Annotated in this window: 11 protein-coding genes; 9 read left to right on the top strand and 2 right to left on the bottom strand. The window is 58.6% G+C overall.

Annotated features, from left to right (window positions below; all coding sequences use genetic code 11):
- Window positions 1-126: 126 nt before the first annotated feature.
- From Q1A34_RS14080 to Q1A34_RS14055, 6 genes are all read left to right on the top strand, one after another.
- On the top strand, window positions 127-825 hold the full coding sequence (locus tag Q1A34_RS14080; RefSeq protein ID WP_300035248.1) for a serine protease: 699 nt from the start codon (window positions 127-129) through the stop codon (window positions 823-825).
- 156 nt (window positions 826-981) lie between these two features.
- The gene (hmgA, locus tag Q1A34_RS14075) at window positions 982-2,310 is read left to right on the top strand and encodes a homogentisate 1,2-dioxygenase (protein WP_300036690.1); all 1,329 of its coding nucleotides are present in this window, start codon (window positions 982-984) and stop codon (window positions 2,308-2,310) included.
- Window positions 2,307-3,272 (top strand): fumarylacetoacetate hydrolase family protein, encoded by a 966-nt coding sequence (locus Q1A34_RS14070; protein WP_300035245.1) that lies wholly within the window; start codon window positions 2,307-2,309, stop codon window positions 3,270-3,272. The genes hmgA and Q1A34_RS14070 overlap by 4 nt, the downstream gene beginning before the upstream one ends.
- A 66-nt stretch (window positions 3,273-3,338) precedes the next feature.
- Window positions 3,339-4,289, top strand: a complete 951-nt coding sequence (locus tag Q1A34_RS14065) for an MBL fold metallo-hydrolase (RefSeq protein ID WP_300035242.1) — start codon at window positions 3,339-3,341, stop codon at window positions 4,287-4,289.
- 16 nt (window positions 4,290-4,305) lie between these two features.
- Window positions 4,306-5,934, top strand: coding sequence for an FAD-dependent oxidoreductase (locus tag Q1A34_RS14060; protein WP_300035238.1), 1,629 nt, complete (start codon window positions 4,306-4,308; stop codon window positions 5,932-5,934).
- A complete protein-coding gene (locus Q1A34_RS14055; protein WP_300035235.1) occupies window positions 5,927-6,121 on the top strand; it encodes a DUF2783 domain-containing protein in 195 nt (64 codons plus the stop codon). Before Q1A34_RS14060 ends, Q1A34_RS14055 begins: the two co-directional genes overlap by 8 nt.
- Window positions 6,122-6,124: 3 nt before the next feature.
- Here Q1A34_RS14055 and Q1A34_RS14050 read toward each other — a convergent pair whose 3' ends face one another.
- Window positions 6,125-7,768: a sulfatase-like hydrolase/transferase gene (locus Q1A34_RS14050; protein ID WP_300035232.1), complete on the bottom strand. Its 1,644-nt coding sequence runs from the start codon at window positions 7,766-7,768 to the stop codon at window positions 6,125-6,127.
- Between the two features lie 107 nt (window positions 7,769-7,875).
- Here Q1A34_RS14050 and Q1A34_RS14045 point away from each other — a divergent pair, with 107 nt between their 5' ends.
- A complete protein-coding gene (locus tag Q1A34_RS14045) occupies window positions 7,876-8,799 on the top strand; it encodes a 3-keto-5-aminohexanoate cleavage protein (RefSeq protein ID WP_300035229.1) in 924 nt (307 codons plus the stop codon).
- A gap of 12 nt (window positions 8,800-8,811) precedes the next feature.
- Here Q1A34_RS14045 and Q1A34_RS14040 read toward each other — a convergent pair whose 3' ends face one another.
- The gene (locus tag Q1A34_RS14040; RefSeq protein ID WP_300035226.1) at window positions 8,812-9,438 is read right to left on the bottom strand and encodes a TetR/AcrR family transcriptional regulator; all 627 of its coding nucleotides are present in this window, start codon (window positions 9,436-9,438) and stop codon (window positions 8,812-8,814) included.
- Between the two features lie 94 nt (window positions 9,439-9,532).
- On the opposite strand from Q1A34_RS14040, the gene Q1A34_RS14035 reads away from it, so the two are divergent.
- Both Q1A34_RS14035 and Q1A34_RS14030 read left to right on the top strand, forming a co-directional pair.
- The gene (locus Q1A34_RS14035) at window positions 9,533-10,675 is read left to right on the top strand and encodes an efflux RND transporter periplasmic adaptor subunit (protein WP_300035223.1); all 1,143 of its coding nucleotides are present in this window, start codon (window positions 9,533-9,535) and stop codon (window positions 10,673-10,675) included.
- A gap of 3 nt (window positions 10,676-10,678) precedes the next feature.
- Window positions 10,679-13,816, top strand: coding sequence for an efflux RND transporter permease subunit (locus Q1A34_RS14030; protein WP_300035220.1), 3,138 nt, complete (start codon window positions 10,679-10,681; stop codon window positions 13,814-13,816).
- Window positions 13,817-13,890 lie beyond the last annotated feature (74 nt).

Raw genomic sequence — 13,890 nt, 5'->3', positions numbered from 1 at the left:
GGTGACGTAATTTACTAAAATCGCTTGAATTGCAGATCATGATCTTAGCGCCTGGTTAAGACCACCGCGCCAGTATCCGTCCCGGGTTTGTCCGAAGTTTCGGGCAATTTGGGTCGGAGTAATACCATGCTTTCTGTCAGGGCAGGGCACAATCACATCTGTGTCCGTCGCATTTTTGTCCGGTTTTTTACCGCGGTTTTTCTGTCAGTAACGGTCCTGGTCAGTCAGGTTTTGGCGATAGAAGCCCGGCAGCCGGTAAAGTATCACGCAGCCGTGCTGAACGGAGCGGTTACCGGCTCGGCATTCTCTGTTTCAGAAGGCATGGCCGTGACCAATGCGCATGTGATCGGCGCGAAAAGGGCCGGTGATACGGTCTATCTCATGGTGCCGGACCGCCCGCGCATTTCTGCCCGTGTCGTCGCCATCAGCCCGCTTATGGATCTAGCAGTTCTGTCAGTGGCCGATGCGGTGCTTCCTGTAACGCCGTTTGGATCGGCCCGCGACGGACGCGGCGCACGTGTCTACGCGGTGGGTGTTGTCGCTGCCAGCGGGTCGCCCCGACGCCAGGTAACCGCAACAGGCAGGGTTTCATCAGCATTGCAGACCGTGCGTCCCTTTGGCAGAGGTTTCATCGTCAGCATGCCAGGCGTGCGCCACGGATTTTCCGGAGGGCCGGTTTTCGACACCCGTGGTCAGCTGGTTGGTATGGTCGCAGCGCTCAGACCAGGTACGTCCGGGAACCCTGCTGCACGCGATGCTTTTATTCTTTCGGCCGAAGATATCCGCCGCGAAGTCCAGCGTCTGACCCGCCGCGCCGGCAGGTGATCGGAGCGCTTGCTGGCATCAGAAGCATTGCGCAGTCTTTATCCGGCTTCAGAGATCCAATGCAGCTGTTGATAGTTACAAAAGCAACAAATACACCTTGTGCACAACTGACGCTGGCGAGGTTACCCCGTGAACAGTCATATCCAGAGCGACACAATGATCCAGGCGCCTTCGTTGCAGGGTGCGCACCAGGGCTATATGCCCGGATTTGGCAATGATTTTGAAACCGAGGCACTGCCCGGCGCGCTTCCGCAGGGAATGAACAGCCCTCAGAAATGTGCTTATGGCCTCTATGGCGAACAGCTCAGCGGAACGGCCTTTACGCATGAAAGGCCGGAGCGGACATGGTGTTACCGGATCCGCCCGTCTGTAAAACACTCGCACCGCTATGAAAAAACGGACCTGCCCTATTGGAAATCTGCGCCACACATGCCGGAGGATGTGAGCAGTCTGGGCCAGTACCGCTGGGACCCGGTGCCGCATTCGGACAGCCCGCTGACCTGGCTGACCGGTATGCGCACAATGACCACAGCGGGCGATGTGAACACACAGGTCGGGATGGCCAGTCACGTCTATCTGGTGACGGCGTCCATGGAAGACAGCTACTTTTACTCGGCGGACAGCGAACTGCTTGTTGTGCCGCAGGAGGGGCGGCTGCGGTTTTGTACAGAACTGGGTATTATTGATCTGGAACCCAAAGAAATTGCTATTCTGCCACGCGGGCTGCTCTATCGCGTTGAAGTGCTGGAGGGACCATGCCGCGGCTTTGTATGTGAGAACTATGGACAGAAGTTCGAGCTTCCTGGCCGCGGTCCGATCGGCGCAAACTGTATGGCCAATCCGCGCGACTTCAAAGCGCCCGTTGCCGCTTTTGAGGATCGCGAAACACCATCTGTTGTGACGGTTAAATGGTGCGGTCAGTTTCATCAGACGCGTATCGCCCAGTCACCGCTTGATGTGGTCGCATGGCACGGGAATTACGCGCCGCTGAAGTATGATCTGCGCACATACTGCCCGGTTGGTGCAGTGCTTTTTGACCACCCGGACCCGTCGATTTTCACAGTGCTGACAGCGCCTTCGGGTCAGCCTGGCACTGCGAACATTGACTTTGTGCTCTTCCGGGAACGCTGGATGGTGGCGGAGGAAACATTCCGCCCTCCCTGGTATCACAAAAACATAATGTCGGAGCTGATGGGCAACATATATGGTCAGTATGATGCCAAACCCAAAGGCTTCGTTCCGGGCGGGATGTCGTTGCACAATATGATGCTGCCGCACGGTCCGGACCGGAATGCATTTGAGAGGGCCAGCAATGCCAACCTGGGTCCTGACAAGCTCGATAACACGATGTCATTCATGTTCGAGACACGCTTTCCGCAACATCTGACAGTCTTTGCAGGCAAAGAAGCGCCACTCCAGGATGACTACATCGATTGTTGGGAAAGCCTGGGGAAAAAATTTGACGGGAAACCGGAAAAGAAATGAAAATTGCAACGCTGAACGATGGCACGCCGGACGGACGGCTGGTGGTGGTCTCGGACGATCTGAAAACGCAGCGGTTCGCGGGGAGCCGGACATTTCAGGCCGCGCTTGATGCGCATCGGATCGTCCCCGAGGGCGATGCGCAGCCTTTTTCAGAAGCGCGCTGTACCTCGCCTCTGCCAAGGGCCTATCAGTTCCTCGACGGATCAGCTTACGTCAATCATGTCGAACTTGTCCGCGAGGCGCGCGGTGCGCAGATGCCCGACAGCTTCTGGACGGATCCTCTGATGTATCAGGGCGGTTCAGACAGTTTTCTGAGCCCGCGAGAGGACATTACCGGCGACGTGAACTGGGGGATCGACTTTGAAGGCGAGATAGCCGTCATCACCGGAGAGGTCCCTGTGGGGGCCAGCCGCGAACAGGCGCTCGGGGCTGTCCGCTTTGTTATGCTGTGCAACGATGTCTCGCTGCGCGCGCTTATTCCGGACGAACTGGGCAAGGGGTTTGGTTTTGTTCAGTCCAAACCTGCCTGTTCTTTTTCACCTGTGGCGGTCACTCCGGACGCGCTGCCCGGTTGGAAGGACGGGCGGCTGCACGGCATTCTGCACGTGGATCTGAACGGCGAGCCCTTTGGCCGTACCGATGCCGGGGTTGATATGACCTTTGATTTTGGAACGCTGATTGCCCATGCCGCTAAAACACGTCGCCTTGCAGCCGGTACCATCGTCGGGTCAGGCACGGTGTCGAACAAGCTGGATGGGGGGGCCGGGAAACCTGTGGCTGAAGGTGGTGCAGGTTACGCCTGTATTGCTGAACAGCGTATGATTGAATTGATCCGGACAGGCAGGCCTGTGACACCGTTTCTGCGCGGGGGGGATCGGGTGAAGATCTGGATGGAAGACGCTGAGGGGCAGTCAGTTTTTGGTGCCATCGATCAGGTGGTGCACACAGCAGGCCAGAGATAAGGCGACGCCGGTTCCAAAATCGGCAATACAGGGTGCGGGCAGCGCCAGGCAGGGAGAAATCGAAAAATGTCAAAGAAATTCGCATCTCAGGGTGATATGAGTGAGAAAAAGATCACTTTTGATGAAGTAGGGGAAGGGCTTTGGGCATTCACAGCCGAGGGAGACCCGAATTCAGGCGTGATTATCGGCGATGAAAGCGTGATGATCGTCGAAGCCCAGGCGACACCGCGGCTTGCACACCTGGTTATCGAAAAAGTCCGTGAGGTGACGGACAAACCGATCAGCCATCTGGTGCTGACACATTATCATGCTGTGCGTGTTTTAGGCGCATCGGCCTATGATGCAGGTCAGATCATCATGTCTGATCAGGCCCGGGCCATGGTGGCCGAGCGCGGACAGGAAGACTGGGACAGTGAGTTCCAGCGGTTTCCGCGTCTGTTTGAGGGACATGAGAGCATTCCCGGCCTGACCTGGCCGACGACGACTTTCAGCAAAAGCATGACCGTTTATCTGGGTAAGCGCCGGGTAGACATCAGTTGCCCCGGGCGGGCGCATACAGCAGGGGATGCGGTGATCCATGTGCCGGATCAGAACGTCATGTTCACTGGCGACATCGTCGAGGACCACTCGGCCTGCTATTGCGGTGACGGTCATTTTGCAGACTGGGGAGGCACTCTCGACGTAATCCGGAGTTATGAGCTGGACGCCGTCGCACCCGGTCGTGGCGGTGCGCTGGTCGGACAGGAGGCTGTAAACCGCGCGATCTCCTCAACCCGTGATTTTGTTGACAGCACATACCGGCCCGCTGCCCGCGTAGCTGCGCGGGGGGGCACGCTGAAAGAGGCCTGGGAGGCTGTGCGGGCTGCCTGCGATCCTAAATTCAGTGATTATGCGATCTATGAGCACTGCCTGCCCTTCAATGTCTCGCGGGCGTTTGATGAGGCGCGCGGCATGGATACGCCGCGTATCTGGACCGACAAGCGCGACCTGGAAATGTGGGAACAGCTGCAGGGCTGAGCGGGAGGGCAGTCTGATGGTTGACGTCCGGTATGACATCGCGTTTCGCCTTTATCCCTATGAACGCGTGGATGCGCAGGACGCCGCCCCGCGAAGGCACCCGGTCGTTATTGTTGGCGGTGGGCCGGTTGGCATGGCTGCCGCTCTGGACCTGGGTAAAAAGGGAACCCCTGTTCTGGTGCTGGATGATCATGAAGGCGTGGGGCAAGGCAGCCGGGCCATCTGTTTTTCCAAGCGCACTCTCGAAATTGCTGACCGTTTGGGGGCTGGGCAGGAAATGGTCGACAAGGGGGTCGTCTGGAATGTCGGCAAGGTGTTCCATGGCGACCGGCGTGTTTTCGAGTTCAATCTGCAGCCACAGCCGGGTCACCGACGGCCAGCGTTTATCAATCTGCAGCAGCCATGGTTCGAAAAGTTTCTGATTGATGAAATCCGCGCGGCTCAGAATGCGGGAGCGCCCATAGAGATAAGGGGCAGAAATGCGGTAACGGGGCTGGAGCAACGCGCTGATTACACAGTGCTGCAGGTGGATACGCCTGACGGGCCCTATGCTATTGAGGCCGATTGGCTGATTGCCTGTGACGGGGCCAGGTCACCGGTCAGACACATGATGGGGCTGAGCTTTGACGGACGGGTGTTTGAGGATAACTTCCTGATAGCAGACGTGAAAATGAAGGCGGACTTCCCGACTGAGCGGTGGTTCTGGTTTGAGCCGCCTTTCGAGAACAGCGGCCAGTCAGCCCTGCTGCACAAACAACCAGACGACATCTGGCGCATCGATTTTCAGCTGGGCTGGGATATCGACAGAGCGCTGGAGCTGGAACCGGACCGGGTGCGGAGCAGGGTCGATGCGATGCTTGGGGAAGGCGTGGAATACGCGCTGGAATGGACCTCGATCTACACGTTCCAATGCCGCAGGATGGAGAAGTTCAGACATGGCCGTGTGCTTTTCGCAGGCGACGCGGCGCATCAGGTGTCACCATTCGGGGCACGGGGCGCAAACTCGGGCATACAGGACGCGGACAACCTGAGTTGGAAGCTGGATATGGTGCTTCGCGGGCAGGCACCGGAAAGGCTTCTGGACAGCTATTGCGACGAACGGGTGCTTGCAGCTGACGAAAACATACTGAATTCCACCCGCGCGACTGATTTCCTGACGCCCAAATCGGAAATGAGCTCCGTCTTTCGCAACGCAGTGCTTGAGCTGGCTGGCACATACCCATTTGCCCGGCCTCTGGTGAATTCGGGCCGCCTTTCTGTTCCCTGCGTATATAACACTACAGGGTCAGACACGCCGGACGCGCTGGATGGGCCTGCTGAAACCCGTCCGGGATCTGCCTGTGTGGACGCGCCGCTGGCAGACGGCTTTCTGCTGGACCTGCTGATGGGAGAATTTACGCTGTTGTGTATCAACACGGAAATGACAGTGACCGATGAATTGTGCGTGCCATTGCGCGTTGTTCTGCTGGATACGGCAACCGATGATCCGTCACAGCTGCTGGCTGAACGCTATCTGGGGAATGCAGCATCGGCTGCCTATCTCATTCGCCCGGACCAGCATGTGGCAGCCCGCTGGCCGCAGGCAGAACCCGCGGCCATTGCTGCTGCGCTGACAGCGGCGACAGGAGGAGACAGGAATGGCTGATCTGAAACTTGATCCCGGCCTCGATGACCCTGATGGGTTTTATGACGAACTGCTCGCCGCGCATCATGAATTGAGCAAGGCCGAGAGCGATGCCTTTAATGCACGCCTGATCCTGATCCTGAGCAATCACATCGGTGATCGCGAAATCCTGCGACAGGCGCTGAAGGCTGCGGGCAAAAATGCGTGATACTCAGCCGTTGGTGAAATCCTTGGCTGCCTTACCGCGATAGCGTGCCGAGTACTCCGCGTTTACCTCTGTGCCGTCAAAAAGCCCGAGCAGTATTCCCGTTGTCGGTGGGCTTTCCGCACGCCTTTTGATGTCCTGGTCGCTGACAGTAACGCGCTGGGACATCCGTCTGGTCCAAGCGTGCAGCAGCGCATACATCTCGTCCCGTTTCTCAGCAAAAGCCGGATCACGGCCAAGGTCACACAACTCATCGGGGTCGTTGTGCAGATCAAACAACATGGGCGGAACGCCACCTTCGCTGTGCACCAGTTTCCATGACTGCGTGGCAACCATGAACAATCGGGCGTCACGGGGCGCAAGCCCCAGTTCCGCCGCAACCGGATGCTGGCTGTAGTCATATTCGCTGATGACAAAGTCACGCTTTTTGCGGTTTTTGTCGCCCCGCAGGCAGGGCATCAGAGAACGCCCTTCAACGATGTGATCTGGAACGGTTTGCCCGGCGGCATCGATTATTGTGGCAGTGACATCAATAGCTTCAACCAGATCATCGCAGACGGTCCCCCGTGTGGGGTCGGCCTCGCGGCGCGGGTCATAAATGATGAGAGGTACTTTGACAGAAGGATCATGGAAAAGGTCTTTTTCACCCATCCAGTGATCGCCCAGATAGTCCCCATGATCGGACGTCAGGATGATCATTGTGGTCTCCATCTGCCCTGTGGCCTCAAGATGGTCGAACAACCGGCCCATCTGGTCATCGCACTGGGCAATCAGGCCCATATACGCGGGGATCACTTTTTCCCGGACCTCGTCTCTTGAAAAGCTGCGACCCACCAAGCTCTCGGTGAAGGCTTTGTAAACAGGGTTTGGGTTTTCGAGCTCGGATGGCGCGCGGACGGGGTGAACGATGTCCTGAACGCCGTACATATTGTGGTAGGGGCGGGGCACGATATAAGGCCAGTGTGGCTTGATATAGCTGACATGTGCGCACCAGGGCCCTTTGGCCTCGTCGATGAAACGAATGGCTTGAGAGGTCAGCCATGGCGTTTCGCTGTCCTCTTCGCGGATGTTCGCGGGGCGATCTGCATTCTGCATGAACCAGCCGCTGGCCATGTTGTCTCCATCGACACCGGCATTGGCAAAATCAGCCCAGGGGTTATTGCCCGGGTATCCCTTTTCCTGAAGGTAGGCGTTATAGGGGCTTCGCCTGCTGTCATAAAACCCATCCGGTCCTTCGGCCCATAAACCGTCATCGCGGCACCAGACATCAAACCCGCATTCCGCCTGGCGCGCACCGATGGTGCTGTCCGGGCTCAGCCCAAGCCGTGCCATCCCTTCGGCATCGGCTTTCATGTGGGTTTTCCCGATCAGCCAGCAATCGGTCCCGCCGGCCCGCAGGTGATCTCCCAGCGTCTGTTCCCCGACGCGCAGGGGGTATCCGTTCCACTGTGCACCGTGCGAGGACACGTAACGCCCTGTGTAGCAACTCATACGTGCCGCACCGCAGACGGGCGACTGGGTATAGGTGTTCGAAAAGCGAACGCCCCTGGCGGCCAGCCTGTCGATGTTCGGCGTTTTCAGGGCAGGGTGTCCTGCACAGCCCAGATAGTCATGCCGCAACTGATCGAACATAATATAGAGAATATTCATCAGGCCCTCCGCCGCACTGAAGCGGAGGTTCCCCCGTACGACTTTGATTGTAAACCATTGTGTCTCATGCAAGCCTTGCCGGACCCGAATTGCCACCGGAGGTTCCCATGGCCAGGCGTCGTCCTGTTATCATCACCTGTGCTGTTACAGGCGCAATCCATACACCGTCGATGTCCGCCCATCTGCCGTCAAACCCTGCGGAAATCATTGCTTCTGCAGTTGATGCAGCACAGGCTGGTGCGGCAATCCTGCATCTTCATGCCCGCGACGAGGCCACCGGCAAACCAGATCAGAGTGTCGAGGGGTTCGCCCGCATCGTGCCGGAAATCCGGGAGCGAACAAACGCTGTGCTCAACCTGACAACAGGGGGCAGCCCGTATATGACCGTTGCGGAACGTGTGCGCCCCGCGCAGCATTTTGCGCCGCAGCTGGCATCGCTCAATATGGGTTCGATGAACATGGGGCTTTTCCCGATGCTGGGCCGGTATCCCGATATTGGCGGCTGGGAGAAAGACCACCTGGAGGGGTCACGCGATCTGGTGTTCCGGAACAGCTACAAAGATATCGGCTTTGTCCTGGATGCCTGTCGTGACAATGGCACCCGGTTTGAGTTTGAGTGCTACGATACCTCTCACCTCTATAATCTTGCCTGGTTTGCGGATCAGGGCATGATCGAGCCGCCCTTTTTCGTGCAGACGGTTTTTGGACTGCTTGGGGGCATTGGCGCGCATCCGGATGACGTGGCCCATATGCGACGCACGGCGGTGCGCCTGTTCGGCGACGATATGGTCTGGTCTGTGCTTGGGGCGGGCGCACAACAAATGAAGATCGCCGCACAGTCCATTGCGGGCGGGGGTCACGTGCGGGTGGGATTGGAAGATTCCCTCTGGGCCGGTCCGGGTGAACCCTCGACATCGAATGCCGGGCAGGTTGCCACGGTGACGGGCCTGATTGAAAGCCTGGGATGCCGGGTGGCGACATCGCAGGAGGCGGTTGAAATCCTCAGACTGCGGCAGACATCACAGGTCTGAGGCCAGGCAACCTTATCCGCCGCTGATTTCCGTTCCAACGACCCTTTCGGCGACTTCGCGCAGGGTCGTTTCCAGATCAAAGGGGACTTTGGCGTCTTTCAGTTTGCCGTCGATCAGCAAAAAAGAAAGCCCGTGAACAAAGCTCCACAGCAAGAAGGCTTCGTTCACATCTGATTCGATGATGGTGTCCCGGCCATGGCATTTGGCCACTTCGCTTTGGACCACAGTGAATGTGTCATCTCCCAGCTGGACCATGTCGCAATGGTCCGCGTGATCCTCTGACAAACCGAACATCAGCCGGAAAACCCCGGGTTCTGCCCGCGCAAATCTGATGTAGACGCGGCCCATCGCGACCACACGGTCCAGGGTGCCAGCCGAACAGAGCGAAAGCTCTTCAAGCATCTGTTGTCGCTGACGTTCCATCCCCGCCAGAGCGATATGATGCAGCATTTCTTCTTTGTCTTTGAAATGCTTATAGGGCGCCGCAGTGGAAACACCGGCCCTGCGACACGCCTCTGAAACAGAGAAACGGTCGGGGCCTTTTTCTTCCACCAGCTGACGCGTTGCTTCCAGAAGCTGGGCGCGCAGATCACCGTGGTGATAGCTGGTGCGCGCAGAAGTTTTTTCATCTGTTTCCATGATCCAATCTTTTTCAGAGAACGTAACTCTTGTCAAAGTAAGAGCCGCTAACATATGTTAGAGATGCTAACATGCAAGACGGGATCTGAGAGTGATGACAAGCAAACCAGAGAAGTCAGGAAGGCTCCGCCGGGGTCTGCGCCGCGCCGCCACTATCGCTGGCACACTGGGCACAATGGCCGCAGCCGGTCTGATTGTTGCCATGGCAAGCGGCTTTCTCGCGGGGCGGGCTGCGGACGTTGTACTGCCCGACGCCGCAGATCTGACACCCGTTGAGGTCGCGGTACTGACGTACGAGGACAGCTATTCGGTGATGCGCAGTTTCTCAGGCCAGATCGAGGCCGCCGAAGAGGTAACGTTGTCATTCGAGCTCTCTGGCCGGCTGAGCGATCTCACCGTCCGTGAAGGCGAGCCTGTGACCAAAGGGCAGGTCATTGCGCGCCTCGACACAGCGCTGCTGGAGGCGGATGCGCGGCGACTTGATGCTTCTCGGGCGGCCCTGCGGGATGAACTGACATTTGCCGAAAGCCGGGTAGAACGGGCCACCCGTCTGCGTGAAAGTGGTTTTTCGAGCCAGGAAGCACTTGATCAGGCCGTCAGCACAAGGGACGCACTGCGCAACCGGATGGCAGAGATTTCAGCGGCCCTGGATATGGTGCAGATCAACATCAGCAAGTCGGTGGTTACCGCACCGTTTTCCGGGCGGGTCGGCACACAACATGCCGATCCTGCTGTCACTCTGTCGCCTGGGCAGCCTGTTCTGACACTCATCAGAACCACAGCTCCTGAAGTGCGCGTAGGCCTGCCGGTCGCGATTGACGTGGTGGTGGGCAGCGAAGTGACCGTGTCGCTCGGCGGGCACGAAATTAATGCCCGGCTGCGTCAGATCCGGCCTGATCTTGATCCGGTCACGCGCACGCGCACGGCGCTTTTTACGATTGAAAACAAAAACGCTATGGTCTTTGGACAGACAGCGACGCTGCAATTGCCGGTGACGGTCGAGGCGCAGGGAGCCTGGGTGCCTGTGGACGCCCTCAAAGAAGGGGCGGGCAGTCAGTGGACGGTCTATCTGGTCGAGAATGACACCCTGGAAGCGGCGTCGGTCGAGCTGATCCACATGCAGGGCACACGTGCCTTTATCCGCGGCTCTTTCGAACAGGGCGCTCTGGCTGTCATCTCGGGAGCACACCGGGTGGTGCCGGGGCAGCGCGTGCGCCCCATGACGGGGGAGAGCTGATCGATGGAAACGCTCACGTTTCGCCAGCCACGTCTGGTCGCACTGATACTGCTTGTGCTGATTACAGCGGGCCTTTCGTCATTCCTGTCGCTTGGCCGGCAGGAAGACCCGACAATCACCAACCTTTTCGCAACCGTCACAACAGCCTTTCCCGGAGCGGATCCTGCGCGCGTTGAAACCCTGGTGACCTCCGAGATTGAAGAGGAGCTTCGCGAAATTGCCGAGGTGGATGTTATCTCATCGGTTTCACGTTCCGGCGTCTCTGTTGTGTCGGTCGAATTGCTGGAAACACTCGGCAAAGAGACCATCGAGCAGGTCTGGTCAGAAGCCCGCGATGCCGTGGAAGAAGCCCGCAGCAGGTTTCCTGCGGGTGTCCAGCCGCCTGAATTCAACGCGGAAGGGATATCTGCCTATTCTGCGGTCATCGCCGTGACCGCAGAGCACGACATGGTTCCGATGTCAGTGGTTCAGGCCCATGCGGACGCCCTGGCGGACCGGTTGCGGTCGGTCCCTGCGACCCGCGCTGTCGACCTTTTTGGCGAGGTTATACCTGAGGTTCTGGTGCAGCTTGAACCAGAGACTACTGCAGCACTCGGCCTGACAGCGGATGAAGTGTCAGCGCGCATCGCAGCCGCCGACGGAAAAGTCCAGGCCGGCCGGCTGCAGCGCAGTGACACCGACCTGACAATCACAACGTCCGGCGCAATCGAAGAACTGGAGCGCCTTGGCCGGGTCGTTCTGCGCGAGAATGCTCAGGGCGCGCGGGTTTTGCTTGGCGATATTGCAGAAATCCGACGAACCGAGGCAGATCCGGCCGAAGAGCTTGCCATCGCAAACGGCCGGCCTGCGGTGCTTGTGGGCGTTCTGGCACAGGACGGTGTGCAGATTGACCGCTGGATGGGATTTGTGCGCGACACTCTGGAAGAGAGCGGCCCCCTTGTGCCGTCGGGTCTGTCCGAAACGCTGATGTTCGACCAGAGCCAGTATACGGCCGACCGCCTGACCGAAGTCGGCACGAACATGGCAATCGGGGTCGGCCTTGTGGTCTCTGTGCTGTTTCTGACCCTTGGCGTGCGTGCGGCGGCAATTGTCGCTCTGGTGTTGCCGGTGGTGTCGCTGGCTACGCTGGCGAGTATGAATTTCATAGGACTGCCCATCCATCAGATGTCTGTAACCGGTCTGATCGTGGCACTGGGCCTGCTGGTTGATGCCGCAATCGTCATGGTCGATGAAGTACGTCAGCGGCTGGAACGCGGCATGTCCCGTCAGGCAGCGACGGGTGATGCCACTAAACGGCTGGCCGCACCTTTGCTGGCGTCGACCATTACAACTGCGTTGTCATTCACGCCGATGATCCTGCTGCCCGGCCCGGCAGGGGATTTTGTGGGCGCCATCGCAATTGCGGTTGTGATGATGCTGGTCTGGTCATTGATTGTGGCGCTGACGGTGACACCTGCACTGGCCGGATGGTTCCTGAAATCAGGATCGGCGTCGGGCATCGCTGTTCCGTTTGTTGGAAAGCTGTTTGCTGCATCGCTGCGGTGGTCTGTGCGCAATCCGTTGCGTTCGATGGCGCTTGCGCTGATCTTGCCGGTGGTGGGATTTGCCTCTTTTCCTACCCTGACGGCACAGTTTTTTCCCGGTGTAGAGCGCGACCAGTTCTACCTGGAAGTGGACATGCCGCCTGGAACGGCGATTGACGAAACCGCCAGGATTGCGCGCGAGATCGACAGTGTTCTGGCGAAAGAAGACGGGATCGATAAGGTTTACTGGAGTATCGGTTCTTCTGGTCCTGCGTTTTACTACAACATCACCGCAGGCCGGTCGTCCGAGCCGGGGTATGCCCAGGCGATGATCAAAACGCAGACGGCCGGGGATGCCGCGCAGTTGGTGCCGTCCCTTCAGGCGGAACTGGAGGCACGCTTTCCTCAGGCGCGCATCATTCTGCGCTCACTCGTGCAGGGCCCGCCTGTGGATGCTCCGGTAGAGGTGCGCTTTGTTGGCCCTGATCTGGAGGTGTTGCGCGACCTTGGCGATGAGGCACGCGCATTGATGGCGAACCTGCCTTTGGTGACGCAGGCCCGGTCTGTGGTTGCCGGCGGCGCGCCGCAGTTACGGTTCGAAATCGACGAGGTTGCGGCCCGGCTGGTTGGACTGAATGTCACTGACATCGCACGCCAGCTGGAAACGGCGCTGGTCGGTGTAACGGGCGGCAGTCTTGTTGAGGGAACGGATCAGCTGCCGGTGAGGGTCAGGATGGGGCAGGGCGTGCGCAGCGACCTCACTGCGATCACAGATATGCCCATTGTACTTCCCGGTGCAGCAACCCTGTCGGCCGAAGGCGTCTTTCCTGCGGTGCCCCTGTCTGCGCTGGCACAGCCGGTTCTGGAGCCGGCGGAAAGCGTAATCACGCGGCGCAACGGCGAACGTACCAACACGGTGCAGGCCTTTATTGTGCCGGGTGTTCTGCCAGAAGAAGCATTGCAGTCCGTACTCGCGTCTCTGGATGATGCCGGGTTTGCCCTGCCGTCGGGATATCGCATGGAACTGGGGGGCGATTCAGATGCGCGCTCCAGCACAGTGGGCAATCTGATGGCCTCTGTCGGCCTGATCATTACGCTGACAATCGCGACCATTGTTCTGACATTCAACTCATTCCGGCTGACCGCGATTGCCCTGGTGGTCTGTGTGCTGTCAGCGGGGCTTTCGTTCCTTGCGCTTGCGGCAATGCAGTTTCCTTTTGGGATCAACGCGATCATCGGTGTCATCGGATCGATTGGTGTGTCCGTCAATGCAGCCATCATTATTCTGACCGGTCTGAAGGCGGACAGCAAAGCAGTCGCGGGTGATACCGAGGCCATGGCACGCGTTGTGGGGGGCTCAAGCCGTCATATCATCTCGACAACCATCACGACCTTTGGAGGGTTTCTGCCTCTGATCCTCGCAGGTGGCGGGTTCTGGCCACCATTTGCGGTCGCGATTGCGGGAGGTGTGCTCTTGTCCGCGGTTGTGTCGTTCTACTTCACACCGCCTGCTTTTGCGTTGCTATACGCAAGTGCGCGCCGGGCAGAAAAAGAAAAGACGGCATCAGCGCCGTCAGAAAAGACGGCTCCTTTGCCGGTGCGTCTGGCGGCCGAATAGTCCGATCCACTTTAACTGACCAGCCTGTCAGCCGGTTAGTTCATAAAAAACCGGGCCGCTCTTTCTCAGACCGG

This window comes from uncultured Roseobacter sp. (assembly GCF_947491795.1).
Classification (GTDB): domain Bacteria; phylum Pseudomonadota; class Alphaproteobacteria; order Rhodobacterales; family Rhodobacteraceae; genus Roseobacter.
This window is presented reverse-complemented; position numbering and strand designations above follow the sequence as displayed.

Bases quoted from the DNA above. Each gene is read 5' to 3' on its own strand.
- Q1A34_RS14080 (WP_300035248.1), top strand. From the start codon at position 127: ATGCTTTCTGTCAGGGCAGGGCACAATCACATCTGTGTCCGTCGCATT.
- hmgA (WP_300036690.1), top strand. From the start codon at position 982: ATGATCCAGGCGCCTTCGTTGCAGGGTGCGCACCAGGGCTATATGCCC.
- Q1A34_RS14070 (WP_300035245.1), top strand. From the start codon at position 2,307: ATGAAAATTGCAACGCTGAACGATGGCACGCCGGACGGACGGCTGGTG.
- Q1A34_RS14065 (WP_300035242.1), top strand. From the start codon at position 3,339: ATGTCAAAGAAATTCGCATCTCAGGGTGATATGAGTGAGAAAAAGATC.
- Q1A34_RS14060 (WP_300035238.1), top strand. From the start codon at position 4,306: ATGGTTGACGTCCGGTATGACATCGCGTTTCGCCTTTATCCCTATGAA.
- Q1A34_RS14055 (WP_300035235.1), top strand. From the start codon at position 5,927: ATGGCTGATCTGAAACTTGATCCCGGCCTCGATGACCCTGATGGGTTT.
- Q1A34_RS14050 (WP_300035232.1), bottom strand. From the start codon at position 7,768: ATGAATATTCTCTATATTATGTTCGATCAGTTGCGGCATGACTATCTG.
- Q1A34_RS14045 (WP_300035229.1), top strand. From the start codon at position 7,876: ATGGCCAGGCGTCGTCCTGTTATCATCACCTGTGCTGTTACAGGCGCA.
- Q1A34_RS14040 (WP_300035226.1), bottom strand. From the start codon at position 9,438: ATGGAAACAGATGAAAAAACTTCTGCGCGCACCAGCTATCACCACGGT.
- Q1A34_RS14035 (WP_300035223.1), top strand. From the start codon at position 9,533: ATGACAAGCAAACCAGAGAAGTCAGGAAGGCTCCGCCGGGGTCTGCGC.
- Q1A34_RS14030 (WP_300035220.1), top strand. From the start codon at position 10,679: ATGGAAACGCTCACGTTTCGCCAGCCACGTCTGGTCGCACTGATACTG.